Origin of the sequence: Hydrocarboniphaga sp., assembly GCF_965279055.1 — a bacterium.
GTDB lineage: Bacteria > Pseudomonadota > Gammaproteobacteria > Nevskiales > Nevskiaceae > Hydrocarboniphaga.
The window spans coordinates 3,001,559-3,026,613 of record NZ_OZ257125.1 but is presented as its reverse complement, the minus strand read 5'-3'; the positions used below and the strand labels follow the sequence as shown (position 1 = coordinate 3,026,613).

The following is a 25,055-nucleotide window of genomic DNA, read 5'->3' as shown; positions in this document are numbered from 1 at the left end:
AAGTGCTTGATTATAAATTGGTCGGGGTAGAGAGATTCGAACTCCCGACATCCTGCACCCAAAGCAGGCGCGCTACCAGACTGCGCTATACCCCGACACGGTCCCGCTCGACATCGCAATAAACAACCCGGCGTGGCCGGACGCGGATTATCCGCGTCGCCGGCCAGCCGGGTCAATGTCCGCCGCAAAAGCTAGGGGGCGATCTTCAGTTCCACGCGGCGATTCAGCTCGCGGCCTTCGTCGGTGTCGTTGTCGGCCACCGGCATGCTTTCGCCGTAGCCCTTGGCGCTGAGACGGCTGGCGGCGATGCCGCGGCCGATCAGGTACTGCTCGACCGCCTGGGCGCGGCTGTCCGACAGCTTGAGGTTGTAGGCATCCGAGCCCTTGGCGTCGGTGTGACCGCCGACTTCGACCTTGATCTCGGGTTTGGCGACCAGCGCGTCGCCGACGCCGTCGAGGATCACCTTGGCGTTGGGCGTCAGCCGCGCCTTGTCGAACTCGAAGGTCACGCCCTGCAGCACGATGGTGTCGCCGGCGGCGCAGCCTTCCAGCGTGATCGCCTGGCCGGGCTCCGGCGTCTTGCAGCCCTTGGCGACCGGGCAGCCTTCCTCGTTGACCGGCGTGCCGGCGGGCGTGCTGGGGCAGCGGTCGAGGCGGTCGACGACGCCGTCGCCGTCTTCATCGTTCTCGCAGCCCTGGGCGTTGACGATCGCGCCGGCCGGCGTCGCCGGGCACTGGTCGAGCTCGTTGGGCACGCCGTCGTTGTCGTCGTCGGCCCCGATCGGCACAACCGCGGCCGGCGTGGTGCTGTCGGTGACTTCCGGCTCGGCCTTGCCGCCCAGCGGGATCATCAGGCCCAGGTTGAACACCACGTCCTCGAAGTTCTTCGCACCGGCGTCGCTTTGCTTGTGGTCGTCGACGCGGTAGATCGCCTCGGCGCGCAGCGCGGTGCCGCCGTCGGTCAGCTGCAGCAGGTAGCCGAGGCCGGCGCCGTAGAGCCAGCTCTTGTAGTTGTCGTCGGGCGCGCCGGGCAGGTTCTTGGTGATGCCGTAGGCGCCGGTGGCGATCAGGTAGACGTCGCGGAAGCTGGGCAGCGGTGCCAGCAGTAGCGACAGGCCGCCACCGAACGTCTCGGCTGCGCCATCGCCGCCGGCGACGTTGTCGCTGAAGCGGTTGTAGTAGCCGTTGGCTTCGATCGCCAGCGCGTCGCCGAACTTCTTGCCCAGCGCCAGCGCACCGCCGTAACCGTCGTCGGTATCGCGCGACTTGTCGGCGAAAACGTAGGACATCATCGGCGCGATGTAGAAGCGGCTGCCGATCGTGTTGTTGGCGCCCTGCGTGCCGCCGCCATGCCCGGCGTCGCCGCTGTCGTTGACCGAGGTCATGCTCGGCGGCGGCGCGTCGCTGCCGGAGTCTGCCATCGGCTCGGTAGCTGCGGGCGGCGCGTCCGAACTCGGCGCCGGCTCGCCCTGGCTTTCGGACAGCGGGGCCGGAGCGGCGACGGTGGCCTCGGGCGCGCCGACGTCGGAAACTGCGGGCGGCGGCGCGTCCTGCGCGAACGCCGGCAGGGCAACGGTCAGCGCCACCAGGCTGCTGAGCAATGCGGAACGTACCATCGGTGTGCTCTCCCTTCTGAGATGTCGATACGGCGTGCGGCTTTCTAGTTTTGTGCCTGCGCCTGATCGCTGAATCAGTCGCGGCTGCGGGCTTGTACCACGCAAGTGGGGGTGCTTCAACCACGCAAAAGGACGACCCCTCGCGGCTGCCGTGGCCGCGCCGGTATACTGCGCGCCCTCCAAAGTGGCGCACGGTTCTCCTGAATGGAACCCAATCAGATCAAAAGCGAGATCACGGCCCTGCGAGTGCGTTTCGACGCGCTCCGGGGCTATCTTTGACTACGACGTCAAGCTGGACCGGCTAGTCGAGGTCAATGCCGAGCTGGAAAGCGCGGACGTCTGGAACAAACCCGCCTACGCGCAAGAGCTGGGCCGCGAACGCGCCAAGCTCGCCGACGTGATCGAGCCGATCGACAAGGTCACGCGTGGCCTCAACGACGCCGAAGAACTGCTGGAACTCGCCGAGATGGAGAACGACGCCAGCCTGTACGCCGGCGTCGAGCGCGACGTGCTCAGCTACATCGCCATCGCCGAGGGCATGGAGTTCCGCCGCATGTTCTCCGGCGAACAGGACACCAGCAACGCCTTCCTCGACGTGCAGGCCGGTGCCGGCGGCACCGAGGCGCAGGACTGGGCCGACATGCTGCTGCGCATGTACATGCGCTGGGCCGAGGGCAAGGGCTTCAAGGTCGAGCTGCTGGAACGCAGCGACGGTGAAGTCGCCGGCCTGAAGAGCGCCAGCGTCAGCATCGAAGGCCCGTATGCCTACGGCTGGCTGCGCACCGAAACCGGCGTGCATCGCCTGGTGCGCAAGTCGCCGTTCGATTCCGGCAATCGCCGCCACACTTCTTTCGCCGGCGTGTTCGTGTCGCCCGAAGTCGACGACAACATCGAAATCGACATCAACCCGGCGGACCTGGAAGTGGACACCTTCCGCAGCTCCGGCGCCGGCGGCCAGCACGTCAACAAGACCGAGTCGGCGATCCGCATCAAGCATGTGCCGACCGGCATCGTCGTCGCCTGCCAGACGCAGCGCAGCCAGCACGCCAACCGCGACAAGGCGATGAAGATGCTGCGCGCCAAGATGTACGAGCAGGAGCTGTCCAAGCGCAACGCCGCGGCCCAGAAGATCGAAGACTCCAAGGCCGACATCGAATGGGGCAGCCAGATCCGCAGCTACGTGCTCGACCAGTCGCGGATCAAGGATCTGCGCACCGGCGTCGAAATCGCGGACACGCAGAAAGTGCTCGATGGGCATCTGGATCCGTACATCGAGGCGAGCCTCAAACAGGGACTCTGAGAAAGAACCCCTCTCCCACCGGGAGAGGGGCAGGGGTGAGGGTGTTGCAGATAGCGGTGCGCTTCATCCCTGCAAGGCCCTCATCCGGCGCTTCGCGCCACCTTCTCCCGGAGGGAGAAGGCAACAGCAGCAAGGTTCACGAAATGACCGAAGAAAATAACGCGACGCCGCCGATCGAAGAAAACCACATCGTCGCCGGGCGCCGCGACAAGCTCGCGAAGCTGCGCGAAGCGGGCAATGCCTTCCCGAACACGTTCCGCCGCGACACGCTCGCCGAGCATCTGCACGGCTGCTATGCCGAGCGCGATGCCGCGTCGCTGGAAAGCGAGACCAGCGAGTTCCGGCTCGCCGGTCGCCTGATGGCCAAGCGCGGGCAGGGCAAGGTGTCGTTCGTCGAAATTCAGGACAGCTCGGGCCGCATCCAGCTGTTCGTGCAGTCCAATGCGATCGGCGCCGAAATCTACGAGGCGTTCAAGAGCTGGGACGTCGGCGACATCGTCGCCGCCTTCGGCACGGTGATGCGCACCAAGGCCGGCGAGCTGAGCCTGCGCGTCAAGTCGCTGGAGTTGCTGGTCAAGGGCCTGCGGCCGCTGCCGGAAAAATGGTCGGGCCTGACCGACACCGAGACGCGCTATCGTCAGCGCTATCTGGATCTGATCGTCAATCCGGAAGTGCGCGCGACCTTCCAGAAGCGCGGCGCCGCCGTGAAATTCATTCGCGGTTATCTGGACGCGCTGGGCTTCATGGAAGTGGAAACGCCGATGCTGCAGCCGATCGCCGGTGGTGCGGCGGCCAAGCCCTTCGTCACTCATCACAACGCGCTGGACCGCGATCTGTACCTGCGTATCGCGCCGGAGCTGTACTTGAAGCGCCTGGTCGTCGGCGGCTTCGAGCGCGTCTACGAAATCAACCGCAATTTCCGCAACGAAGGCCTGAGCACGCGGCACAATCCCGAGTTCACGATGCTCGAGTTCTACCAGGCCTACGCGGATTACCGCGACGCGATGGACCTGGTCGAGAACATGATCCGCAACGTGGCGCTGGCCGTGAACGGCAGCGGCAAGCTGGTCTACAACGAGCGCGATTACGATCTCGACCGGCCGTTCAATCGCTGGACGATGAAGGAATCGGTGATGCGCTTCAATCCGGGTGTGACCATCGAGCAGCTCGGCGATCGCGAGTTTCTCGCCGCGTATGCAAAAAAAGTCGGCGGTGATTCCAAGCCGGCTTACGGCTGGGGCAAGCTGCTGACCGAAGTGTTCGAGAAGACCGTCGAGACGCAGTTGCTGGATCCGACGTTCATCACCGAATACCCGACCGAAGTCTCGCCGCTGGCGCGTCGCAGCGACCACGATGCCAGCGTCACCGATCGCTTCGAATTCTTCGCCGGCGGCCGCGAAGTCGCCAATGGTTTCTCCGAGCTCAACGATCCGGATGACCAGGCCGCGCGCTTCATGGAGCAGGTCGCGGCGAAAGATGCCGGTGACGACGAGGCGATGCACTTCGACGCCGACTACATTCGCGCGCTCGAATACGGCCTGCCGCCGACCGCCGGCGTCGGCGTCGGCATCGATCGCCTGGTGATGTTTTTGACCGACAGTGCCAGCATCCGCGACGTGCTGCTGTTCCCGCAGATGAAGCCCGAGGTGGGTTGATGCCCGGCGCTGTATTCCCCTCTCCCGCGTGCGGGAGAGGGTCCCGCGTAGCGGGGGGAGAGGGGAGACGCTCGCCGAAAAGCCCCTCTCCCGGCCCTGCGGGCCACCCTCTCCCGCACGCGGGAGAGGGGAAGCAAAAGTGAGTCCCTATCGCCGCCTGATTTTGATCCTCGGCGCCGTCACTGCACTCGGGCCGTTGTCGATCGACATGTACCTGCCGAGCCTGCCGGCGATCGGTCGCGAACTCGGCGCCGACACCGCGTCGGTGCAGATGACCGCGACTGCGTACTTCATCGGCCTGGCGTTCGGCCAGGTGATGTATGGCCCGATCTCGGATCGTTTCGGCCGCAAGAAACCGCTGCTGTTCGGGCTGGCGCTGTATACCGTCGCGTCGATTGGCTGCGCGCTCGCGCCCAGTGTCGAAGCGCTGATCGCGCTGCGTGCACTGCAGGCGCTCGGCGGCTGCGCCGGCATGGTGATCACGCGCGCGATCGTGCGCGACCGCTTTCCGGTCGACGAGACCGCCAAGGTTCTGTCGACGCTGGTGCTGGTCATGGGCGTCGCGCCGATCCTGGCGCCGACACTCGGCGGCAAGATCGAGCTGTGGTTCGGCTGGCACGCGATCTTCGCGCTGCTGGTCGGCTTCGGCCTACTGTGCATGCTGGCGATCCACTTCGGCGTCGATGAAGTCATGCGCGAGCGTTCGCCGCCGCTGTCGTTCAACAGTGTGGCAAAAGACTATCTGCGCATCGTCAGCCATCGCCGCTTCATGGGCTATGCGCTGGCCGGCGGTTGCGCGCAGGCCGGCATGTTTGCGTACATCACCGCCTCGCCGTTCGTGTTCATCGACTACTTCGGCCTGGCCCCGGATCACTATGGCCAGCTGTTCGGCGCCAACGCCTTCGCGCTGATTCTCGCGTCGCAGTTGAACGCGCGGCTGCTCAAGCGTTATCGCGCCGAGAAAGTGCTGCGTTCGACCCTGCTGGTGTATCTGGCCGCCGCCGCGGCGATGCTGGCCTGCGCTGCGACCGGCTTCGGCGGCTTCTGGGGCATCGCCGTGCCGCTGGTGATCGTCACGGGCAGCGTCGGCTTCACTTTTCCGAATTCGCAGGCCGGCGCGATGGCGCCGTTCGGCGACCGCGCCGGCATGGCCGCGGCGATGCTCGGCACCTTGCAGTTCGTGCTCGCCGGAGCCTCGAGCGTGGTCGTCGCCGCGCTGCACACCGGCAACGCGCTCGGCATGGCGGCGACGATGGCGTTCTGGGCGCTGCTGGCGCAGGTGATGTTGCGCACTCTGGTCAAACCGCCGCGGATTAAAACTCCCTCCCCCGCATAGCGGGGGAAGCAGACAACAGCTTCAACCCGCGCGACCACGCTCGCGATATTCCGCCGGCGCGTTCGACACCACGTCGGGCAGGGCTTGGCGGGTGATCGGCGCACCTTTCGGGAAGACGCTGAAATTGGTCAGGCGCAGTTGCACGCGCGCTTCGGGCTTGAGCAGCGGCACGTCGAAGTGCAGATGCGGTAGCTCGATTTCCAGGGTCACGCCGGATTCGATCGCGCGCGCTTCGCAGCGCACCACCGGGCCGGTACGCTGCGTCGTCAGGATCTCGGCTTCGAACGACGGAATGCCGGGGTCGGCGACGCGCAGATCGATAGGCCGCACGTAGATGTCGACGGGGCCGGGCGCGTGCGAGCTGGTGCTGGCGATCGCGGTGGTGGTGCCGTGCACGAACACTTCCTGGTTGCGCACTTCGCCCGGCAGGATGTTGGTGTTGCCCATGAAGTCGAACACGAACGGCGTCGCCGGGTTTTCGTAGACCTCGTCGGTGCTGCCGACCTGCTCGATGCGGCCGCGGCTCATGACGACGACGCGGTCGGCGAGTTCCAGCGCCTCTTCCTGATCATGCGTGACGAAGATCGTGGTGTAGCCGGTCTTGTCGTGCAGTTCGCGCAGCCAGCGGCGCAGGTCCTTGCGCACCTTGGCGTCGAGCGCGCCGAAGGGCTCGTCGAGCAGCAGCACGCGCGGCTCGATCGCCAGCGCGCGCGCCAGCGCGACGCGCTGACGCTGGCCGCCGGAGAGCTGCGAGGGATAGCGTTTTTCCAGACCGCCGAGCTGCACCAGGTCGAGCAGTTCCAGCGCCTTCTTCCTGATGTCGTCGTTGGAGGGACGCTCGCTGCGCGGACGTACGCGCAGGCCGAAGGCGACGTTCTCGAGAATCGTCATGTGGCGGAACAGCGCGTAGTGCTGGAACACGAAGCCGACGCGGCGCTGCTGCACCGGCAGCGCGACGGTGTCTTCGCCGCCGAACAGGATCTGCCCGGCATCCGGATATTCCAGACCGGCGATGGTGCGCAGCAAGGTGGTCTTGCCCGAGCCGGAAGGGCCGAGCAATGCGATCAGCTCGCCGGAATGAATGTCGAGATCGACGCCGGCGAGGGCCGGGAAGCTGCCGAAACCCTTGTGGATGTTGCGAATCTGGATGTCCATGATGTTCTCTAGGTTTGTTCGTTGGCAGCGTTGATCAATGCTTGCGCGTCGCCGCGAGTTCTTCGCCGTGACGCCATTCGAGCAGGCTCTTCAGGCCCAGGGTCAGCAAGGCCAGCATCGCCAGCAGCGATGCCACCGCGAAGGCGGCGGAGAAGTTGTATTCGTTGTAGAGAATCTCGACGTGCAGCGGCATGGTGTTGGTCAGGCCGCGGATATGGCCGCTGACCACCGACACCGCGCCGAACTCGCCCATCGCGCGCGCATTGCACAGCAGCACGCCGTAGAGCAGGCCCCAGCGGATGTTCGGGATGGTCACGCGCCAGAACACCTGCCAGCCGTTGGCGCCCAGGCTCAGCGCCGCCTGCTCGTCGTCGGTGCCCTGCGCCTGCATCAGCGGGATCAGCTCGCGCGCAACGAAGGGGAAGGTCACGAACACCGTCGCCAGCACGATGCCGGGCACCGCGAACAGCACCTTGAAGCCGTGTTCGCTCATCCACGGCCCGGCCCAGCCCTGTGCGCCGAAGATCAGCACGTAGATCAGGCCCGAGACCACCGGCGATACCGAGAACGGCAGATCGATCAAGGTGATCAGCAGCTGCTTGGCGCGGAAGCTGTGCTTGGTGATCGCCCAGGCCGCGGTCACGCCGAACACCACGTTCAGCGGCACGGCGATCGCCGACACCGTCAACGTCAGCTTGATCGCGGCGAGCGCGTCTTCTTCGCGAATCGCGTCGAAGTAGGCGCCGACGCCGTTGCGGAAGGCTTCGACGAACACCGAGATCAGCGGCAGCAGCAGGAAGCCGAGCAGGAAGATCAGCGCAATCGCGGTCAGCGTCACGCGTACCCAGCGCGACTCGGTAATCACCGCGTTCTTCTGGATCAGCGGCTCGAACGGTAGCTTCGGCGGATCCTGCAGCGTGCGGTCGACGGTGTTGTGGGGCGTGCTCATTTCTTGGCTCCCGAGCGCGTGCGGCTCCAGGCCTGCAGCAGGTTGATGATCAGCAGCATCACGAAGGAGATCACCAGCATCGTCGCGGCGACCGCGGTGGCGCCGGCGTAGTCGAACTCCTCGAGCTTGATGATGATCAGCAGCGGCGCGATCTCCGATTTCATCGGCAGGTTGCCGGCGATGAAGATCACCGAGCCGTATTCGCCGACCGCGCGCGCGAAGCTCAGCGCGTAGCCTGTCAGCAGCGCCGGCAGGATCGCCGGCAGAATCACCCGCGTGATCGTCTGCCAGCGTGTCGCGCCGAGCGAGGCCGAGGCTTCCTCTAGTTCTTTTTCGGCTTCTTCCAGCACCGGCTGAACGGTGCGCACGACGAAGGGCAGGCCGATGAAGGTCATCGCCACGATCACGCCCAGCGGCGTAAACGCGACCTTGATGCCCATGGGCTCCAGGTACTGGCCGACCCAGCCGTTGCCGGAATACAGCGCGGTCAACGCAATGCCGGCGACCGCGGTCGGCAGAGCAAACGGCAGATCGATGGTCGCGTCGAGCAGCTTCTTGCCGAAGAAGTCGTAGCGTACGAACACCCAGGCGATCAGCAGGCCGAAGACCGCATTGAGCGTGGCCGCGATCGCGGCGGCGCCGAAGCTCAGTCGCAGTGCCGCGTCGACGCGCGGCGACGTGACCACGCGCCAGATGCCGTCCCAGCCCAGGTCCGCGGTCTTGAAGAACACGCCGGCCAGCGGGATCAGCACGATCAGGCACAGGTAGAACACGGTGAATCCCAGGCTCAGACCGAAGCCGGGCATCACTGATCGTGGTTTGAGCTTGTTTTTGAAGCCTAAATCAGGTGTCGCGCTTAATGCAGTCATGCTGTCAGGTCTCTGTCGGTACAGTCGGCCTTGGATGTGAAGGTCCGACCTAGATGAAGTGCAAACTCTCGGGTGAAGGGCTGCGTTCCTGCGCTTGCGCCGGCTCGCTCAGCGTGTACAGCCGCTGATCGATCCAGCGCGTATTGCTGCACCACAGGCCCTCCACCTCCGCACCGAAGCGGCGATTGAGGATGTGGATCTGGCGTGTGCTCCGCTGCAGCAACACCGCCTTGTTGTCCTGGCCCAGCGCCATTTCCAGCAGTTGCAAAAACGCCGGCTGCTGGAGCAGTTCGGCATCGCGTTGCAGCAGCGGGCGCAGCACTTCGCCAGCGAAATGCCAGCTGTCGGAACGCGAAACCTGTGCCGTTTCCAGGCAGCCGAGCGTGCCGTTGTGCATCAAAAACGTACCGCCTTCGACCCACAGCGGATGAATGTTCTGCAGGTCGGTGGAGCCGCGCGTCAGCTGGCGCAGATGCACTACGATCTCGGCGTCGCGATGGTTCTGCTCGGCAGCGATCAATTGCGCGACATCGACGTGCGCATGCCGCTCCAGCAGGAACTGGCCACCACGATCGAAGCCCATCAGCCCCCAGCCGTCACGATTCAACGAGGCCGCCGCCGTCAGCAGGCCATGCGGGATCGCGGTCCCGGCCGGCTTGTGGATGATCACGCACATGGCATCAGTCCAATGTCTTGCCCGAATACCCGCACACACTCCGTTCGTCCCGAGTAGCCGCTTGCGGCGTATCGAGGGACTTGAGCACGATGCGTCCCTCGATACGCTCACTGCGTGAGCTACTCGGGAGGAACGGGGTGTGTGCGGTCGCGGACATTTCTTGAAGTGCGAGGCGATCAGCCGAGCTTGGCGACCAGCACGTCGGTGGCCTTGAACATGGCGAGCGCTTCTTCGCCGACCTGCAGGTTGATCAGATCGATCGACGACGTCGTGACCACGGCCGAGATGATGCCGTTCGGCGTCAGTATCTCGACCTCGGACACCACCGATCCGCGGCGCACGTTGGCGACTTTGCCGCGGAACTGGTTGCGGGTGTTGACGGCTGCAATGGACATAGGGTTCTCGGCCTTCCTGGCTTTAGTGGAATGAAGGGATCAGCGCCGTGCGGCGTAGATCTGGTCGAAGCTCGCGCCGTCGGCAAAGTGCTGCTTCTGGGCCTTGGCCCAGCTGCCGTACACGTCTTCGACGCGGAAAATATTGAGCTGGGGAAAGCGGTCGGGATACTTGGCGAGGATCGCCTCGTCGACCGGACGCAGGTCGTTGTGAGCGAAAATCTCCTGGGCTTGCGGCGTGAAATGGAAATCCAGATAGGCGCGGGCGCGATCGGTATTGCCCTTCTTCGCCGCGACTTTCTGCACCAGCGCGATCGGGTTGTCGGCGCGCACCGTCAGCGACGGCAGCACCGTTTCGACCTTGTCGCCGAGTTCGGCCTTCAGCAGCGCCACTTCGTTCTCGAACGTCAGCAGCACGTCGCCGATGCCGCGCTGCGAGAACGTCGTCGTCGCGCCGCGTCCGCCGGTGTCGAGCACCGGCACGTGGCCCAACAGCTCGGTGACGAAAGCCTGAGCGCCGTCTTCGCCGCCCTTGGCTTTCTTCGCCCATTCGAAAGCAGCGAGGTAGCTGTAGCGGCCATTGCCCGAGGTTTTCGGATTCGGCATCACGATGCTGACGCCGGGCTTGACCAGATCGGCCCAGTCGCGAATGTTCTTGGGGTTGCCCTTGCGCACGACGAACAGGATCGGCGACCAGCTCGGCGAGGAGTGGTTCGGGTACTGCTTGGCCCAGTCCTTCGGCAGCAACGCGGCCTTCTCGGCGATCACGTCGATGTCGAGCGGGTTGTTCATCGTCACCACGTCGGCGTCGAGGCCGTCGATCACGGCGCGTGCCTGCTTGGACGAGCCGCCGTGCGACTGGTTGATCTTCAGCGTCTCGCCGGTCTTGGCTTTCCAGCTGGCGATGAACGCGGGATTGAAATCCTGATAGGTGGTGCGTGCCACGTCATACGAGACGTTGAGCAGCTCGGCGGCGCTGGCCGCGGACGACAGGCCCAGCAGCGCGGTTGCGCCGAAAGCGGTGAGCCATTGCTTCTTGATCGTCATTTTTTCTGGTTTTTTTATAGGGCGGCGGCGGGGCCTCATGCCCCGCCGCCTGCACTGTGCTTGCGGCTAGCCCTTACTTGGCGCCGTAGATCTGATCGAAGATGCCGCCGTCGGCGAAGTGCGCCGCCTGGGCCTTGGTCCAGCCGCCGAAGTCGGCGATGGTGACCAGCTCAAGCTTCGGGAACCTGTCGGCGTACTTGGCCGCCACTTTCTCGTCGATCGGACGGTAGTAGTTCCTGGCGATGATCTCCTGCGCTTCCGGCGTGTAGAGGAAGTTCAGGTAGGCCTCGGCGACCTTGGTCGTGCCGTGCTTGGCGGCAACCTTGTCGACCAGCGATACCGGCGGCTCGGCCAGGATCGACAGCGACGGCGCGACGATCTCGAACTTGTCGGCGCCGAACTCGTCGATCGACAGAAACGCCTCGTTTTCCCAGGCGATCAGCACGTCGCCGATACCGCGCTGCACGAACGTGGTGGTCGCACCGCGGGCACCGCTGTCGAGCACCGGCACGTTCTTGTACAGCGCCGCGAGGAAGGCCTTGGCCTTGGTCTCGTCGTTGCCGTTCTTCTTCAGCGCATAGGCGTAGGCGGCGAGGTGGTTCCAGCGCGCGCCGCCCGAGGTCTTCGGGTTCGGCGTGATCACGCTGACGCCCGGCCTCACCAGGTCGTCCCAGTCCTTGATCTTCTTCGGGTTGCCCTTGCGCACCAGCAGCACGATGGTCGAGGTGTAGGGCGAGCTGTTGTGGCCGAGACGCTTTTGCCAGCCGGCCGGAATGGTCTTGGCCTTCTCGCTGATCGCGTCAATGTCGGCGGCCAGCGCCAGCGTGACGACGTCGGCTTCGAGGCCGTCGATCACGGAGCGGGCCTGCTTGCCCGAGCCGCCATGCGACTGCTTGATGGTGACCGTGTCGCCGGTCTTGGCTTTCCACTGTTCGGCGAACGCGCTGTTGACGGCTTTATACAGCTCGCGGGTCGGATCGTAGGAGACGTTGAGCAGCTCGACGTTGGCGGCCTGGGTGATGATCGGCAGCGCCGCGATCGCGGCGGCCAGCAGTAATTTCTTGATCATGATCATGTCCTGAATAGGGTCGGTCGCGGCTTAGTAGGTGATCTGCAGGCGCGTGAAGATCGTCTTTTCGGCGAGACGATCCTGACCGGCGACGGCACCGCCATCGAACTTGGTGTGGTCGTAGTCGAGCACCACCTTGGCGTTGGCACTGAGGTACCAGTTGACGCCGACGCCGTAGCTGCTGGCCTTGCTGGCCGAAGCGGTGGCGCTGGCGAAGCCGGAGGTGAAGGCGTCGTTGTCGACATCCAGCTCGCCATAACGGGCGGCGAGCTCGAACGCGCCCCAGCCCGGGCCGCCGATGGTGTACGAGTTCTTCGGCTTGACCACGCCTTTGTAGCTGGTGTCTTCGCCGGTCAGCACGTAAGTCGCGGTGACTTCGTAGGCCTTGTTGGTGAACTTGCCTTCGGTGACCGTGGTGACCGCGGCGCTGCCGGTGCCGGTGGTGACCGAGTTGGTCAGCTCCTGCTTGGAGCTGACGTACTCGGCGAGCAGGCCGACGTTGTTGTAGTACCAGTAGGCCTGCGGCGTCAGGCGCGTCTGCGTGCCGTCGGCGAACACCGTGCTGGCGTAGCTGAAGAAGGTGTTCTGGCCCGGCGTGCGGTACTGCGCCGGATTGGTGATCGTGGTGCCGTTGCGGGTGTTGCGCGTGCCAGTGCTGCCACCGACGCCGAAGCCCAGGCCTTGGAACACGCCGGGTGCGTTCTTGAACGGCTCGGTGAACAGGCGGCCTTCGATCTCGTGGCGGTTGTCGGAGTCGGCGGCGTCGATGTCGCGGCCGTCGCGGGTGCCGTTGAAGATGCCGACCGAGTAGTTGACCGTGCTGCTGAGCAGCTCGCCGAACAGGTTCACGCCGATGTCGCGGTTGGGCACCAGTTCGGTCGGATAGCCGCGTTCGACGAAGTCGATCGCGCCGCCGGACTGCAGTCGTTCGAGGCCGACCGGGCCCTTCTGCTTGCCGACGCGCAGGCTCGCCGCCGGGTCGAACTTCAGATCGATGTAAGCATCGACGATGCTGGCGGCCAGGCCGCTGCCGTCGCCGGCGAATTCGGGGGTGAAGCGAAAGCCGACCAGCTTGCCCAGCGTGCCCTGGATGGTCGGGCGCAGGCGGCGCAGGCGGAAGCCGTCGTTGAAGCGCGGTGCGGCCGGCTGGGTGTCGGTGGGGCCGTCGTCGAGATAGAAGCGGCCATCGACCTGGGCCAGCGCGCTGAACTTGATTTCGTAGTCGCCCTTCTTCAGCGAGAAGCCTTTCTCACCGGCGGACGCGGTGGTCGCGTCCTTGGCCTTGGCGGCGGCGTCTTCCTGCTGGATTTCGAGCTGGCGCTCGAGCACCTTGATGCGCTGGTCGAGATCGGCGGTCGTCGGCGCGTCGTCGGCGCGCGCGGCGCCGGAGAAGCTGGCCAGCACGGCGGCGGCGGTCGCCGTCAGCACGAATGCCGGCAGCGAGAGAGATGTGGTCGTTGCGTTGCTCTTCATGGCTAAAAAAACTCCCCGTTACGCGGCGCTTTTTGGCACGCCGCTGGTGGATCAAAGATCAAATGGATGCTGCGACGGCGGTTGCTGCGGTCTGTGCTGCTGAAGGCCCGATGGTTGCCCGTTCGCTGCGGTTTCCCTACCGCTTGGACTCTTCGCCGCGGTCGAAACGAACCCGCTCGCGACGCTCGAACTGAACCACCCGGCCGTCATGCACGACGATCTCGACCGAGCCGTAACGCAGGCCGCGCAACGCCTGCACGATGCGTTCGGCCAGCTTGAATTCGGTTTCGTCGAGTCGGTGTACGTCTGCGTTCATGTCAATGCCGGTGCGCCGGTTTTTGCCGGTGTGTGGCCATCGTACAAACGCAAAGTTAGGTCTCAAAAGAATATGTGAGACTGGATATATTCAGTAATGGAATATAAGAAAGCACAGCTCAAGGCCGAAACGGCTTAAGCAGCAGAACATGGTGTAGCCCGGCTGAAAGCCGGGGCTTCGGTTGGCGAATCCGGGAGTTTGCCCGGGGCCGCGGGGTCGCGCTCTACGGCGTCGTGTCGTCCGCGCCGCCGCCGGCCTTGCTGACCTGGGCGAGGATGCCCAGCCTGGCGCTGTCCAGGTGGTGGACCTCGTCGCGGCGCATCTTGCGGCGCTCGTCCAAGGCCCAGCTCTGGCCGTCCTGCTGGTAGGCCAGGTCGGCGTCCAGGTGCAGGTAGCGGCTCAGCAGCATGGCGATGCTGCCGTCGACCAGCGGCGGCGTCGCGCCGTCGGCGCTGCCGCCGATCCTGATATGCAGCGCCGGGCCGCGCTCCTGCGGCGGGTCCTTCTGCGTCCAGGCCAGGCGCATCAGCGGCTTGAACTGCTTGCTGTAGCGCAGGTGGTTGTACTGGTCCATCAGCGCGAACTGGTCTTCCGGCAGGATCTCGATGCCGGCGGCGCGCAGCTTGGCGACGTCGTCCAGATCGATCGCGCCCTTGAGCTGCGGCGCGCCCGGCGGCGTGCCCGCCTCGCTGCCGCTGGCCCACAGGTCGACGAAGATGATCACGTCCATGCGATAGGTTTCGGCGCGGGCCGGCGCGCTGACGGCGAACAGGGCCAGCGACAAGGCCAGTGCGACGCTACGGGTCATCGGCATTCTGATCATGGCGCGAGTGTACTCAGCAGCGCCGCCATCTGGTCGGCGCGTTTTTCGGGAGCGTCCAGCACCGCGGTGATGTTCAAGCGCTTCTGACCTTCGAGCTTGTAGACGCGCGGCTGTTTCTGGATCAGCCGGATCATCTTGGTCGGATCGACCTTCGGCTGCGGGCCGAATTCCAGGCTGGCGCTGTGCGCGCCGGCGCGGATCTTGGTGATGCCGAGCGCCTCGCCCATCACGCGCAGCCGCGCGTTGTCGAACAGGCGCTCGGCGGGCGGCGGCAGCAGGCCGAAGCGGTCGATCATCTCGACCTTGAGTTCGGTTAGCGCCTTCTCGTCCGCGCCTTCGGAGATGCGCTTGTAGAACACCAGACGCGTATGCACGTCGGGAATGAAATCTTCCGGCAGCAGCGCGGAGACGCCGAGGTCGACTTCGCAGGCGGCGACGCCGAACGGCTGATCGTCGAGCTTGCCCGAGCGCAGTGCGCGCACCGCGCGCGCCAGCAGCTCGGCGTACATGGTGAAACCGACTTCCTCGATCTGGCCGCTCTGGCCTTCGCCCAGCAGCTCGCCGGCGCCGCGGATTTCCAGATCATGCGTGGCCAGAGCGAAGCCGCTGCCGAGTTCGCCGAGCGTTTCGATCGCATCCAGTCGCTTCTGCGCATCCGCGCTCAGCGCACGCTTGCTCGGCACCATCAGGTAGGCATAGGCACGATGATGACTGCGGCCGACACGGCCGCGCAGCTGGTGCAGCTGGGCGAGGCCGAGATTGTCGGCGCGATCGATGATCATCGTATTCGCGGTCGGCACGTCGATGCCGGATTCGATGATCGTGGTACTCACCAGCACGTTGAAGCGCTGGTGATAGAAGTCGAGCATCACCTGCTCCAGATCGCGCTCGCGCATCTGGCCGTGGGCAAAACGCACGCGCGCTTCCGGCACCAGCTTGGCGACGTCGTCGGCGACCTTGGCGATGTCGGCGACCTCGTTGTGCAGGTAATACACCTGGCCGCCGCGGCGCAGCTCGCGCTGGATCGCCTCGATGACCAGATTGCGTTCCCATTCGGCGACGAAGGTCTTGATCGCCAGCCGCGACGCCGGCGGCGTTGCGATGATCGACAGGTCGCGCAGGCCGGCCATGCTCATGTTCAGTGTGCGCGGGATCGGCGTCGCGGTCAGTGTCAGCATGTCGACTTCGGCGCGCAGGTTCTTCAGGCGCTCCTTGTGGCGCACGCCGAAGCGATGCTCCTCGTCGATGACGACCAGGCCCAGATCCTTGAAGCGCACGTCTTCCTGCAACAGCCGATGCGTGCCGATGACGACGTCGAGCGTGCCCGCTTCGACTTCCTTCAGGATCTGCGTCTGTTCCTTGGGGGTGCGCAGCCGCGACAGCGCGGTGACGCGGATCGGCCAGCCGGCGAAACGGTCGCGGAAGTTCTTTTCATGCTGCGCAACCAGCAGTGTCGTCGGCGCGAGCAGGCACACCTGGCGACCCGAGCGCGCGACCGCGAAGCAGGCGCGCAGCGCGACCTCGGTCTTGCCGAAGCCGACGTCGCCGCAGATCACGCGGTCCATCGGCTTGTCGTTCTGCAGGTCGGCGAGCACCGCCTCGATCGCGCTCTGCTGATCCTGCGTCGTCGTGAACGGGAAGCCTTCGCAGAAGCGGCGATAGTCTTCCTCGTCGAGGTCCAGCTTCATGCCGATTTTCGCGGCGCGGCGCGCCTGGATCTGCAGCAGCTCGGCAGCCACGTCGTGCGCCTTCTCGCGCGCCTTGGCCTGGACTTTTTCCCAGCGCTCCGAGCCCAGCGAATGCAGCGGTGCGGACTCGTCTTCGGCGCCGGTGTAGCGGTGGATCATCTGCAGCGAGCCGACCGGCACGTAGAGCTTGTCGCCGGCACCGGGCGCGTCGCGATTGCCGGAGCGCGACGCGCCCGGCGCGTTCTTCTTGCCGGCCGCGGCGTCGCTGCGTTCGGCGGCGGTGGTGCGGCTGGCGTATTCCAGCACCAGGTATTCGGCCTCGATGCCGCCGGCGTCGAGCTTGATCAGGCCTCGATACCGGCCGACGCCGTGCTGCGCATGCACCACCGGCGCGCCGATCTCCAGGCTCGACAGATCGCGCAGGATGGTTTCCGGGTCGCGGATCTTGGTGCGGCGTGCGCGCGATTCCACCGGCGCGCGACGGCCGAACACCTGCGCCTCGCTGATCAGCGCGACGCCGTCTTCGCTGAGTCGGAAGCCGGTCTGCAGCGGGCCGAGCGTGATGCCATAGCGATTCTTGTCGGCGGCGAAAGCCGACCAGGTGCTGTACTCGCGCGTCAGCACGCCGAGCGGCTTGAGCCAGTCGATCAGCGCCTCGCGGCGGCCGGCGGATTCGGCGACGAACAGCACGCGGTCCTGGGATTGCTTGAGCCACTCGCGCAGCTCGGCTTCGCCTTCGGCGAGGTGCTCGCAGGGAATGCTCGACGGCGCATGCGGCAGCTTCGCCAGCCGCGTCAGCGCGTCTTCCGGCGCGATATACAGATCGGCCGGTTTCATCAGCGGCCGCTCGATGTCGCCGCGATGGCGCTCGAAACGCTCATTGATCTGCGACCAGTCGGCGGCCGTCGCGATCTCCAAATTCGCCAGCTCGACCACCAGCGTGTCGCTGGGCAGATAGTCGAACAGCGACGCGGTCTGGCCGAAGAACAGCGGCAGCCAGGCCTCGATGCCGCTGGGCATCAGCTTCTTGCTGACGTCGGCGTAGACGCGCGAGCGCGACGGATCGCCGGGGAAATATTCGCGATAGCGACGGCGGAAGGTGTCGATGCCTTCGCGATCGGTGGGGAAGTCGCGCGCCGGCAGCAGGCGCACCTCGGCAACCTTGTCGACGCTGCGCTGCGTCTCCGGATCGAAGCTGCGGATCGACTCGATATCCTCGTCGAACAGGTCGATGCGATACGCGGTCTCCGAGCCCATCGGGAACAGGTCGATCAGCGCGCCGCGCACCGCGAATTCGCCCTGGGTCTGCACTTCGCTGACGCTGGTGTAGCCGGCGCCGACCAGGCGCTCGCGGAACGCCAGCGGATCGAGCCGCTCGCCGGTCTTCAGCATCAGTGCGCGGCCTTCCAGGTAACTGCGCGGCGGCAGGCGCGTCAGCAGCGCGTCGGCGGTGACCAGCAGGATGCCGCGGCGCGTCGTCGGCAGCTGGTAGAGCGCTGCCATCCGGTTCGACAGGATTTCCTGGTGCGGCGAGAACTGGTCGTAGGGCAGCACCTCGGTATCCGGCAGGTGCAGCACGGTCAGGTCCGGGCCGGCGAAGAAGCGCAGCTCGTCCTCTAAACGATAGGCCTCGCGCTCGTCGCCGACGATCGCCAGCACCAGGCCCTTGTGGGCCTGCGCCGCGCGCACGGCCGCCAGCGCCGCAACTGCCGGCGGGGAGGGGGGTGCTGCGTGGTCGTCTACGGGCTGATTCATCGGCTCTGCTTGTGGCCGCCGATTTTACACGAGCCCACCTGTAGGAGCGGGCTTGCCCGCGACTGTGCTCTGGCAGGGGCGAGTCGCGGGCAAGCCCGCTCCTACAAGTGCCGATTGAACTACGGCTTCGCCATCCCTTCGACGAACGATTGCAAAAACGGCTGAAACGACAGGTCGATGCGCAGGCCGACGACGAAGGCGTTGGGCAGGTTGCGCGTGCGCGACGGATCGCCGAACTGGTCGGGATGGACGATGTACTGCAGGTTCGGCTGCAGCCGCAGCTGCTGATTCACCTGGATGCCGTAGCTGAGCTCCATCATCGTCTGCGCATCGTGCGGCGAGCCGCTGCCGCCGGCGGCAGCGCGCAGCAGGCGCTGATTCTCGAGTGCCTCGCCGCTGTAACGCTGCTGGTCGATGACGAAACCGATGGTGTCTTTCGGCCGGTTCGCGAACGTGCCTTTCTGCACCAGGCCGAGTTCGAGGAAGTGATCCTCGCCGAGTTCGCCATGCGTGCCGGTCAGCGCGGCGCCGAACACGGTCAGGCCGCGATCGTCGTTCGCATTCGGCCGCGTCAGTTGCTGCTCGAAGCGAAACCAGACGCCGGAACGGCCGCTGCGCTGCGCGTAGTCATTGCCGCTGACCGCGGCCGGCATGCCGGTGCTGTCGCGCAGCGGATCGCGGTAGTCGCTGCCGTCGTACCAGCCGCCGACCTCGTACAGCCGCGGCAGGCTATCGTTCGCCAGCGTGGTCTTGTAGCCCAGCGCGTAAGGCGTGATCACGCCCGTCGCATCTTTCGTGCTCCATTCCAGGCCATGCTGATCTTCTTCGGCCTGATGCGGATTCACTTCGTAGACACCGCCGTGAACGTAGAGCTGCGGCGTCAGCCAGAACTTGGCCTGTCCGCCCCAACTCGCCACCGGCCAGTAAGTGAAGCCGCTGGTGCGGAAAATGAAGGTCGGATTGCCGCAGGCCGAGTTGGTCTGGAAGTAGTTGCACAGCTCCGAACTGAGGAACTGGATGTTGGCGACGGTGCGGCCGGCCTCCAGCAGCAGGCGATCGTCGAAGAGTTTTTGCGCCACCGTGAAATTGACCAGGCGCTCGGTCTGGCCGCCGTAGATTTCCTGCACCGAGGTACTGTTGCCGATTTCATCCACCGACAGGTTGTCGCCGTGGCGACTGGCGCCGTAGAGGCGGATTGTCGCGCCACTCCAGCCGACGAGCTTGGCCATGTCCAGATCGGTGCCGAGGAAGAACTGGCCGGCGTAGGCGCTGCCATTGCGCAGGCCGCCATCGACGACGGCTGCGGACTCGCCGGTGTAACTGCCGAGGATCTTGATGCCTTGGTCTTCAAGGGTCGCGGCGTGGGCGAGGCTGCCGGCGAAAAGTGCGCCGAGCAAGGCGATCGGGGTGAATTTGAGCATGAGTTCTCCTGCGGCGGATTTTTTGTCCGCTGATTTGGGGCAGCTAAGAGTTGGTATTTCGCAGTCGCGGATAAGATCCGCTCCTACAGGAGGCTCCTTGTAGGAGCGGATCCTATCCGCGACTGAAACCTTGAATTACGCGGCGAGCGGTACGGGCTTCTTCAACACACGCAGCGCCACGGCCGTCAGCAGCGAACCGACGACCAGCGCCAGCAGATACCCGCCCAAATGCGTCACCGCATTCGGAATCGGCAACACGAACACGCCGCCATGCGGCACTTTCAGTTCTGCACCGACCGCCATCGAGATCGCACCGGCGACCGCCGAGCCGAGCACCAGCGAGGGAATCACGCGAAACGGATCGCGCGCCGCGAACGGAATGGCGCCTTCGGTGACGAACGCCAGGCCGAGCACGCCGGCGGCGTTGCCGGCTTCGCGTTCCTCGACGGTGAAGCGATCGGAAAAAATCTTGGTCGCGATCGCGACGCCGATCGGCGCGGTCATGCCGGCGACCATCGCCGCGGCCATCGGGCTGTAGACCTCGCTGGCGAGCAGGCCGGTGGAGAAGGCATACGCGGCCTTGTTGACCGGGCCCCCCATGTCGAAGGCCATCATGCCGCCGATCAGCAGCCCCAGCAGGATCGCGCTGCTGCCCTGCATGCCGCGCAGCCAAGTCGTCAGCGCGGCGAGCGCTTCGGCGACCGGGCCACCGACGACGTAGATCATCGCAAGGCCCGTCAGCAAAGTGCCGAGCACCGGCAGGATCAGCACCGGTTTCAGACCTTCGAGATTGCGCGGCAACTTGATGTGCTGGTTCAAGAACGCGACACCGTAGCCGGCAATGAAACCAGCGGCGATGCCGCCGAGAAAGCCGGCATTGAGGTTGGCGGCGACCAGGCCGCCGATCATGCCGGGCGCGATGCCGGGGCGATCGGCGATCGAGAACGCGATGTAGCCGGCCAGTGCCGGCACCATCAGCACGAAGCCGGCCTTGGCGCCGATCTGGAACAGTGACCAGGCGAGCGTGCCCTTGTGCGCGTCGTCGAAGGCGTAGATGCCGCCGAGTGCGAAAGCGAGCGCGATCAGCAGGCCGCCGGCGGTCACGAAGGGCAGCATGAAAGACACGCCGGTCATCAGATGCTTGTAGGGACCGCTGCGCTTGTCCGCTGCTGATTTTTTATCGTCGCTCGCTGCCGCTTTTTCTGCGCCGTAGACGCTGGCCTCCGCGAACGCTCTGGCGATCAGCGCCTTGCCGTCGTTGATCGCCGGCTTGGTCGCGCTCTTGTACAGCCGCTTGCCGCCGAAGCGCGACAGGTCGACCTGCGTGTCGGCCGCGATCAGCACCAGGTCGGCGTCGCGGATTTCGTCGCTGCTCAGCGTGTCGCGCGCACCGACCGAACCTTGCGTCTCGACGCGCACCTGATGACCGAGCGCTTTCGCCGCCTGCTGGATGCCTTCGGCGGCCATGAAGGTGTGGGCGATGCCGGTCGGGCAGGAGGTGATCGCGACGATGCGCTTGCTGGTGTTCGCCGCGCCGCTGATATCGGCGCGTTTCAGCACGGCAGCGGCATCGCTGAGCACTTCGTCGAGCGTCGCGTTTACGCGCGGAATCTCACCGAAGCGTTCGGCTTGCAGGTCTTCCGTGCCGACCAGCAGCACGCTGCCGGCCGATGTGACATCGCCGAGCGGGCCGATCACGCCTTGCGCCGTGCGCACTTCGGCGTCGAGCTGGTCGCCGCGATCGCTGGCCGCGCGGCGCAAGGCTTCGGCGGCGAGTACGGCCTGCGTGCTGCGCTCTCCGGCGCTGATCACTGCACAGTATTTTTTCATTTCATCTCCTCCAACGTAGCCCGGGTGAAACCCGAGGGTCTTGCTTGCGTTCGATCCCGGGTTTCACCCGTGCAACTTGATGCGCGTGGCGGCGGCGAGTGCTTCGACTCGGCGACGATCCGGCAGATTCGGTCCGGGCAGGCCGAGCTTGGCGGCGGCGAAGCCGGTGGCCAGGCGCGCCGTGGTTTCCAGATCGGCATTGCCCTGCAGCGCCACGGTGAGTCCGGCGACCATGGCGTCGCCGGCGCCGACGGTGCTGCTCGTCGCGATCGCCGGTGCCTGCGCCTGCAGCGCGCCTTCGGCGCTGACGAACAGCGCGCCGTGTTCGCCCTGCGAAATCACCACCAGCGCGATGCCGAGCGAGCGCAACTGCTGCGCGGCGGCGAGCAGTTCGGCCGGTGTATTCAGCGCGCGGCCGGCCCAGGTTTCGAGTTCGTGGCGATTAGGCTTGATCGCATAAGGCAACGCGGATTTCGGCGCTTTCAGTGCAGCAGCCAGCGGTGCGCCGCTGGTGTCCATCACCGCGCGCGCCTGTTTGCCAGCGACGATTTTCAGCAACTCGACATAGCTGTCTTCCGGCAGTCCGGCCGGCAGGCTGCCGGATAGAACGACGAGCCTGTCGGCGGCGCAGAGGTCGCCGAGCGTGCGGCTCACCGCGTCCAGATCGCCGGCCTTGGCTTTCAGGCCCGGCAGGTTGACGTCGGTGGTGGTGCCGTCGCGTTCGACGATCTTGATATTGGTGCGGGTTTCGCCGCTGAGCCGCAGAAAGCGATCGTCGATGTGCTTGGCGTCGAAAAGCGTTTCGAACACCGAGGCATTGGCGCGCCCGAGCAGGCCGGTTGCGGTCGTCTCCACGCCCCAGTCGGCAAGGCAGGAGGCGACGTTGACGCCCTTGCCGCCGGCGTCGATGCGCGCCGATATTGCGCGATTCACTGCGCCGAGCTGCAAGGCATCGAGCATCACGGTCTGATCAATCGCCGGATTCAGGGTGACGGTGACGACGCGCGCGCTCATGCCGCGGCTCCGTCGAGCGCACGCACCTCGGCCGCCGTTTCGGCGGCGAGCGCCTTGCCTGCGAGCTGCTTCAGCGCGGCAAGATCGCTGGCGCGCAGCCGCGCTTTCACCGCCGGAATATCGCGCGGCGTCATCGACAGCTCCTGCACCCCGAGGCCGGTCAGCAGCATCGCGCCGAACGGATCGCCGGCGAGTCCGCCGCAGACGCCGACCCAACGGCCGTGCTGTGCCGCGCCTTCGACGGTCAGGCGAATCAGCCTCAGCACCGCCGGATGCAGGCTGTCCGCTTCGGCGGCGAGCTCCGGATTCTGCCGGTCGATCGCCAGCACGTACTGGGTCAGATCGTTGGTGCCGATCGAGAAGAAATCGGCGTGGCGCGCCAGCGCGTCGGCCTGGATCGCCGCCGCCGGCACTTCGATCATGATGCCGATCGCCACCGCCGGTGCGTCGAGTTCGGCGCGGATGCGCTCGCAAATGCCGCGCAGCGCGACGATCTCCGGTACCGAGGTGATCATCGGGAACATGATTTTGAGGGCCGCGCCGTCTTTGGCCGCGCGATACAGCGCGCGCAGCTGTGGCTCCAGCAGGTCGGCGCGACGCAACAGCAGGCGCGCGCCGCGCACGCCGAGGAAGGGATTGTCTTCGTGCGGCAGATCCAGATGCGCGACCTGCTTGTCGCCCCCGATATCCAGCGCACGCACGATCAGCGGACGGCCATCGAGCGCGCGCGCCATCGCGGTGTAGGTTTCGTATTGCTCGTCTTCCGATGGCGTGCTGCCGCGTTCCAGGAACAGGAACTCGGTGCGCATCAGGCCGACGCCTTCGGCGCCCTGCGACAGCGCCAGCGGCGCCTGGTCGGGCAGGTTGATGTTGGCGCCGATGTCGACGTGATGGCCGTCGGTGGTCTGCGCCGGCAGGCTGCGCTGCTCGGCTTCGCGCGCGCGGATCGCCTGCTGTTCTTCGATGTAGGCGCGCGCCGACGCCAGGTCGGCCGGCGACGGATTCAGATACAGCCGGCCGTTCTGGCCGTCGATGATCGCCTCGACACCTTCGGCGACATCGAGCAGCGCCGCGCCACCGGCGACCAGCGCCGGCAAGCCCAGCGTGCGCGCCAGAATCGCGGTATGCGAGGTCGGGCCGCCCTGCGCCGTGGCCAGGCCGACGACGCGCTGCGGATCCAGCGTCGCGGTATCCGAAGGCGACAGATCGGCAGCGACCAGGATGCAGTTCGCCGGCAGTTCCTTGGTTGCATCGCCGCCATGCAGGGACGGATCGATCTGCGTGAGCACGCGGCGACCGACATCGCGCAGATCCGCCGCGCGGCCAGCGAGCACCGCATTGCCGAGTGCCGACAGCTTGCCGGCCATGCGCTCGACCGCCTGGTTCCAGCTCCACGCGACGCCGTGGCCTTCGACCATCAGCTGGCAGGTCAGGGTGATCAGATCGGTGTCGTTGAGCAGCTCCGCCTGCGCCTTGAAGATCGCCGCATCCGCTGCGCCGAGACGGCGCGCGGTGTCGTCGGCAACGGCCTTCAACTGCAGACGCGTGACGTTCAGCGCCTCGTGCAGCAACTCGCCGCCTTGAGAGAGCGGCAGCGGGTGATCGGGAATCGGCGCCTGATTCGCGGACAGGCGATGGACGACGCCGATCGCCAGGCCCGGGCTGGCGCCGATGCCGGCGATCGCGGCCGGCGCCTGCGGCGGCGACCAGCCCAGTGCCGGTGCGGCCGCGCGCTTGGCCGCGGTCTCCGCATCGGCCTTCTCCTGCGCGGTGATGCCGTTGATCACCGCTTTCAGTCGAATCAATGCCGAGCCGGCGTCGCGGCCTTCGGCGGAAATCACCACCGTGTCGCCAAAGCGCAGGCCGAGTTGCAGCAGCGACACCAGATTCTTGGCATCGGCGAGCTGGTCACCGAAGCGCAGCTGCATGCGCGCGCCGAAGCTGCGCGCGGTTTCCACCCAGCGCGAGGCCGGCCGCGCGTGCAGGCCGGCCGGGTAGGGCACGGTCCATTCGAAACGCTCGGCCAGATCGGTGGCCGGCTGGGCCGGCGCTTCTTCTATCGCGTCGACGCTGAGCGCGTCGACGATCTGTTGCACGTCGTCGGTGACGAACAGCGCGACCAGTCGCGAATTGTCCTGAATCAGCCGCGTCAGCCGGCGCAGTATCGCGATATGCGCGTCGGACTGCGCCGCGATCGCGACCACCAGGTGCGCGGTCTGGCCCGGATTCCACTCGACGCCGGCCGGCACCTGCAGCACCGCGATGCCGTTGCGTTTGACCAGGTGACGGTCTTCGCCCAGGCCGTGCGGAATCACCACGCCGTGGCCGAGAAAGGTGTTCGCCACCGCCTCGCGCTTGAGCATGCTGGCCTCGTAGCCGGGTTCGATGCAGCCGGCCGCGACCAGCAGCTGCGCGGCCTCGCGAATCGTCGCTTCCTTGCTGGCCGGATGTGCGCCCAGGCGCACCAGCTCGCGAGGCAGCAGCGCCGCGTTGGCTATCGTCGGATTGGCGATGCTCATCTTCTGGACTCCTCCAGTACCTCGGTGGGGCCGATCGCGTTGCGACGCGGCTCTTATGACGCCTATATGAAAACGTTTTCAGTGCCTCTGTCAAGGAAAATGCTCGTTGTTCTTGCCATGCTGCTGGAAATGTGCAGAAATTGGGCATCTAA

19 protein-coding genes and 1 tRNA gene are annotated in these 25,055 nt (G+C 65.9%); 3 read left to right on the top strand and 17 right to left on the bottom strand.

Going from position 1 to position 25,055, the window contains the following annotated elements; genetic code table 11:
* Positions 1-18 precede the first annotated feature (18 nt).
* Positions 19-95 (bottom strand) — tRNA-Pro (locus ACQZF9_RS13685).
* Between the two features lie 96 nt (positions 96-191).
* On the bottom strand, positions 192-1,616 hold the full coding sequence (locus ACQZF9_RS13680) for an OmpA family protein (RefSeq protein WP_428309521.1): 1,425 nt from the start codon (positions 1,614-1,616) through the stop codon (positions 192-194).
* A gap of 204 nt (positions 1,617-1,820) precedes the next feature.
* Here ACQZF9_RS13680 and prfB point away from each other — a divergent pair.
* The 3 genes from prfB (at position 1,821) to ACQZF9_RS13665 (ending at position 5,907) form a co-directional block, all read left to right on the top strand.
* A protein-coding gene (prfB, locus tag ACQZF9_RS13675; RefSeq protein WP_428309520.1) for a peptide chain release factor 2 occupies positions 1,821-2,916 on the top strand; the annotation gives its coding sequence in 2 pieces (ribosomal slippage) (positions 1,821-1,892 and positions 1,894-2,916; 1,095 coding nt in all).
* A 143-nt stretch (positions 2,917-3,059) separates the two neighbouring features.
* Complete coding sequence (gene lysS, locus ACQZF9_RS13670) at positions 3,060-4,571, top strand: lysine--tRNA ligase (RefSeq protein WP_428309519.1); 1,512 nt, start codon at positions 3,060-3,062, stop codon at positions 4,569-4,571.
* Between the two features lie 139 nt (positions 4,572-4,710).
* Positions 4,711-5,907 (top strand): Bcr/CflA family multidrug efflux MFS transporter, encoded by a 1,197-nt coding sequence (locus ACQZF9_RS13665; protein WP_428309518.1) that lies wholly within the window; start codon positions 4,711-4,713, stop codon positions 5,905-5,907.
* Between the two features lie 21 nt (positions 5,908-5,928).
* On the opposite strand, the gene ACQZF9_RS13660 is transcribed toward ACQZF9_RS13665, so the two are convergent.
* The 15 genes from ACQZF9_RS13660 to ptsP form a co-directional block, all read right to left on the bottom strand.
* Entirely contained in the window at positions 5,929-7,062 is a 1,134-nt protein-coding gene (locus ACQZF9_RS13660) for a sulfate/molybdate ABC transporter ATP-binding protein (protein ID WP_428309517.1), read from the bottom strand.
* Between the two features lie 34 nt (positions 7,063-7,096).
* The gene (gene cysW, locus ACQZF9_RS13655; RefSeq protein ID WP_428309516.1) at positions 7,097-8,011 is read right to left on the bottom strand and encodes a sulfate ABC transporter permease subunit CysW; all 915 of its coding nucleotides are present in this window, start codon (positions 8,009-8,011) and stop codon (positions 7,097-7,099) included.
* Entirely contained in the window at positions 8,008-8,880 is an 873-nt protein-coding gene (gene cysT, locus ACQZF9_RS13650) for a sulfate ABC transporter permease subunit CysT (RefSeq protein ID WP_428309515.1), read from the bottom strand. Before cysT ends, cysW begins: the two co-directional genes overlap by 4 nt.
* 49 nt (positions 8,881-8,929) lie before the next feature.
* Entirely contained in the window at positions 8,930-9,556 is a 627-nt protein-coding gene (locus ACQZF9_RS13645; protein ID WP_428309514.1) for a class II glutamine amidotransferase, read from the bottom strand.
* Positions 9,557-9,732: 176 nt separating this feature from the next.
* Positions 9,733-9,951, bottom strand: coding sequence for a TOBE domain-containing protein (locus ACQZF9_RS13640; protein ID WP_428309513.1), 219 nt, complete (start codon positions 9,949-9,951; stop codon positions 9,733-9,735).
* Between the two features lie 39 nt (positions 9,952-9,990).
* A complete protein-coding gene (locus ACQZF9_RS13635) occupies positions 9,991-10,995 on the bottom strand; it encodes a sulfate ABC transporter substrate-binding protein (RefSeq protein WP_428309512.1) in 1,005 nt (334 codons plus the stop codon).
* 73 nt (positions 10,996-11,068) lie between these two features.
* A complete protein-coding gene (locus ACQZF9_RS13630) occupies positions 11,069-12,064 on the bottom strand; it encodes a sulfate ABC transporter substrate-binding protein (RefSeq protein ID WP_428309511.1) in 996 nt (331 codons plus the stop codon).
* Positions 12,065-12,094: 30 nt separating this feature from the next.
* Positions 12,095-13,537, bottom strand: a complete 1,443-nt coding sequence (locus ACQZF9_RS13625; protein ID WP_428309510.1) for an OprO/OprP family phosphate-selective porin — start codon at positions 13,535-13,537, stop codon at positions 12,095-12,097.
* A 136-nt stretch (positions 13,538-13,673) separates the two neighbouring features.
* Complete coding sequence (locus tag ACQZF9_RS13620) at positions 13,674-13,853, bottom strand: YezD family protein (protein ID WP_428309509.1); 180 nt, start codon at positions 13,851-13,853, stop codon at positions 13,674-13,676.
* 223 nt (positions 13,854-14,076) lie between these two features.
* Complete coding sequence (locus tag ACQZF9_RS13615; RefSeq protein ID WP_428309508.1) at positions 14,077-14,676, bottom strand: CsiV family protein; 600 nt, start codon at positions 14,674-14,676, stop codon at positions 14,077-14,079.
* A complete protein-coding gene (mfd, locus tag ACQZF9_RS13610) occupies positions 14,673-18,119 on the bottom strand; it encodes a transcription-repair coupling factor (protein ID WP_428309507.1) in 3,447 nt (1,148 codons plus the stop codon). Before mfd ends, ACQZF9_RS13615 begins: the two co-directional genes overlap by 4 nt.
* A gap of 119 nt (positions 18,120-18,238) precedes the next feature.
* Positions 18,239-19,540, bottom strand: a complete 1,302-nt coding sequence (locus ACQZF9_RS13605) for a carbohydrate porin (protein ID WP_428309506.1) — start codon at positions 19,538-19,540, stop codon at positions 18,239-18,241.
* A 135-nt stretch (positions 19,541-19,675) separates the two neighbouring features.
* Complete coding sequence (locus ACQZF9_RS13600) at positions 19,676-21,370, bottom strand: PTS fructose transporter subunit IIC (protein WP_428309505.1); 1,695 nt, start codon at positions 21,368-21,370, stop codon at positions 19,676-19,678.
* A gap of 63 nt (positions 21,371-21,433) precedes the next feature.
* A complete protein-coding gene (pfkB, locus tag ACQZF9_RS13595; protein ID WP_428309504.1) occupies positions 21,434-22,384 on the bottom strand; it encodes a 1-phosphofructokinase in 951 nt (316 codons plus the stop codon).
* Positions 22,381-24,903 (bottom strand): phosphoenolpyruvate--protein phosphotransferase, encoded by a 2,523-nt coding sequence (gene ptsP, locus ACQZF9_RS13590; protein ID WP_428309503.1) that lies wholly within the window; start codon positions 24,901-24,903, stop codon positions 22,381-22,383. Before ptsP ends, pfkB begins: the two co-directional genes overlap by 4 nt.
* Positions 24,904-25,055: the final 152 nt, after the last annotated feature.

What these genes read in the sequence shown, in the direction of transcription:
- mfd (WP_428309507.1), bottom strand. Translation starts at nt 18,119, where the DNA reads ATGAATCAGCCCGTAGACGACCACGCAGCACCCCCCTCCCCGCCGGCA.
- ACQZF9_RS13645 (WP_428309514.1), bottom strand. Translation starts at nt 9,556, where the DNA reads ATGTGCGTGATCATCCACAAGCCGGCCGGGACCGCGATCCCGCATGGC.
- cysW (WP_428309516.1), bottom strand. Translation starts at nt 8,011, where the DNA reads ATGAGCACGCCCCACAACACCGTCGACCGCACGCTGCAGGATCCGCCG.
- ACQZF9_RS13635 (WP_428309512.1), bottom strand. Translation starts at nt 10,995, where the DNA reads ATGACGATCAAGAAGCAATGGCTCACCGCTTTCGGCGCAACCGCGCTG.
- ACQZF9_RS13660 (WP_428309517.1), bottom strand. Translation starts at nt 7,062, where the DNA reads ATGGACATCCAGATTCGCAACATCCACAAGGGTTTCGGCAGCTTCCCG.
- pfkB (WP_428309504.1), bottom strand. Translation starts at nt 22,384, where the DNA reads ATGAGCGCGCGCGTCGTCACCGTCACCCTGAATCCGGCGATTGATCAG.
- ACQZF9_RS13605 (WP_428309506.1), bottom strand. Translation starts at nt 19,540, where the DNA reads ATGCTCAAATTCACCCCGATCGCCTTGCTCGGCGCACTTTTCGCCGGC.
- ACQZF9_RS13630 (WP_428309511.1), bottom strand. Translation starts at nt 12,064, where the DNA reads ATGATCAAGAAATTACTGCTGGCCGCCGCGATCGCGGCGCTGCCGATC.
- cysT (WP_428309515.1), bottom strand. Translation starts at nt 8,880, where the DNA reads ATGACTGCATTAAGCGCGACACCTGATTTAGGCTTCAAAAACAAGCTC.
- ACQZF9_RS13615 (WP_428309508.1), bottom strand. Translation starts at nt 14,676, where the DNA reads ATGATCAGAATGCCGATGACCCGTAGCGTCGCACTGGCCTTGTCGCTG.
- ACQZF9_RS13625 (WP_428309510.1), bottom strand. Translation starts at nt 13,537, where the DNA reads ATGAAGAGCAACGCAACGACCACATCTCTCTCGCTGCCGGCATTCGTG.
- ACQZF9_RS13640 (WP_428309513.1), bottom strand. Translation starts at nt 9,951, where the DNA reads ATGTCCATTGCAGCCGTCAACACCCGCAACCAGTTCCGCGGCAAAGTC.
- lysS (WP_428309519.1), top strand. Translation starts at nt 3,060, where the DNA reads ATGACCGAAGAAAATAACGCGACGCCGCCGATCGAAGAAAACCACATC.
- ACQZF9_RS13620 (WP_428309509.1), bottom strand. Translation starts at nt 13,853, where the DNA reads ATGAACGCAGACGTACACCGACTCGACGAAACCGAATTCAAGCTGGCC.
- ptsP (WP_428309503.1), bottom strand. Translation starts at nt 24,903, where the DNA reads ATGAGCATCGCCAATCCGACGATAGCCAACGCGGCGCTGCTGCCTCGC.
- ACQZF9_RS13680 (WP_428309521.1), bottom strand. Translation starts at nt 1,616, where the DNA reads ATGGTACGTTCCGCATTGCTCAGCAGCCTGGTGGCGCTGACCGTTGCC.
- ACQZF9_RS13600 (WP_428309505.1), bottom strand. Translation starts at nt 21,370, where the DNA reads ATGAAAAAATACTGTGCAGTGATCAGCGCCGGAGAGCGCAGCACGCAG.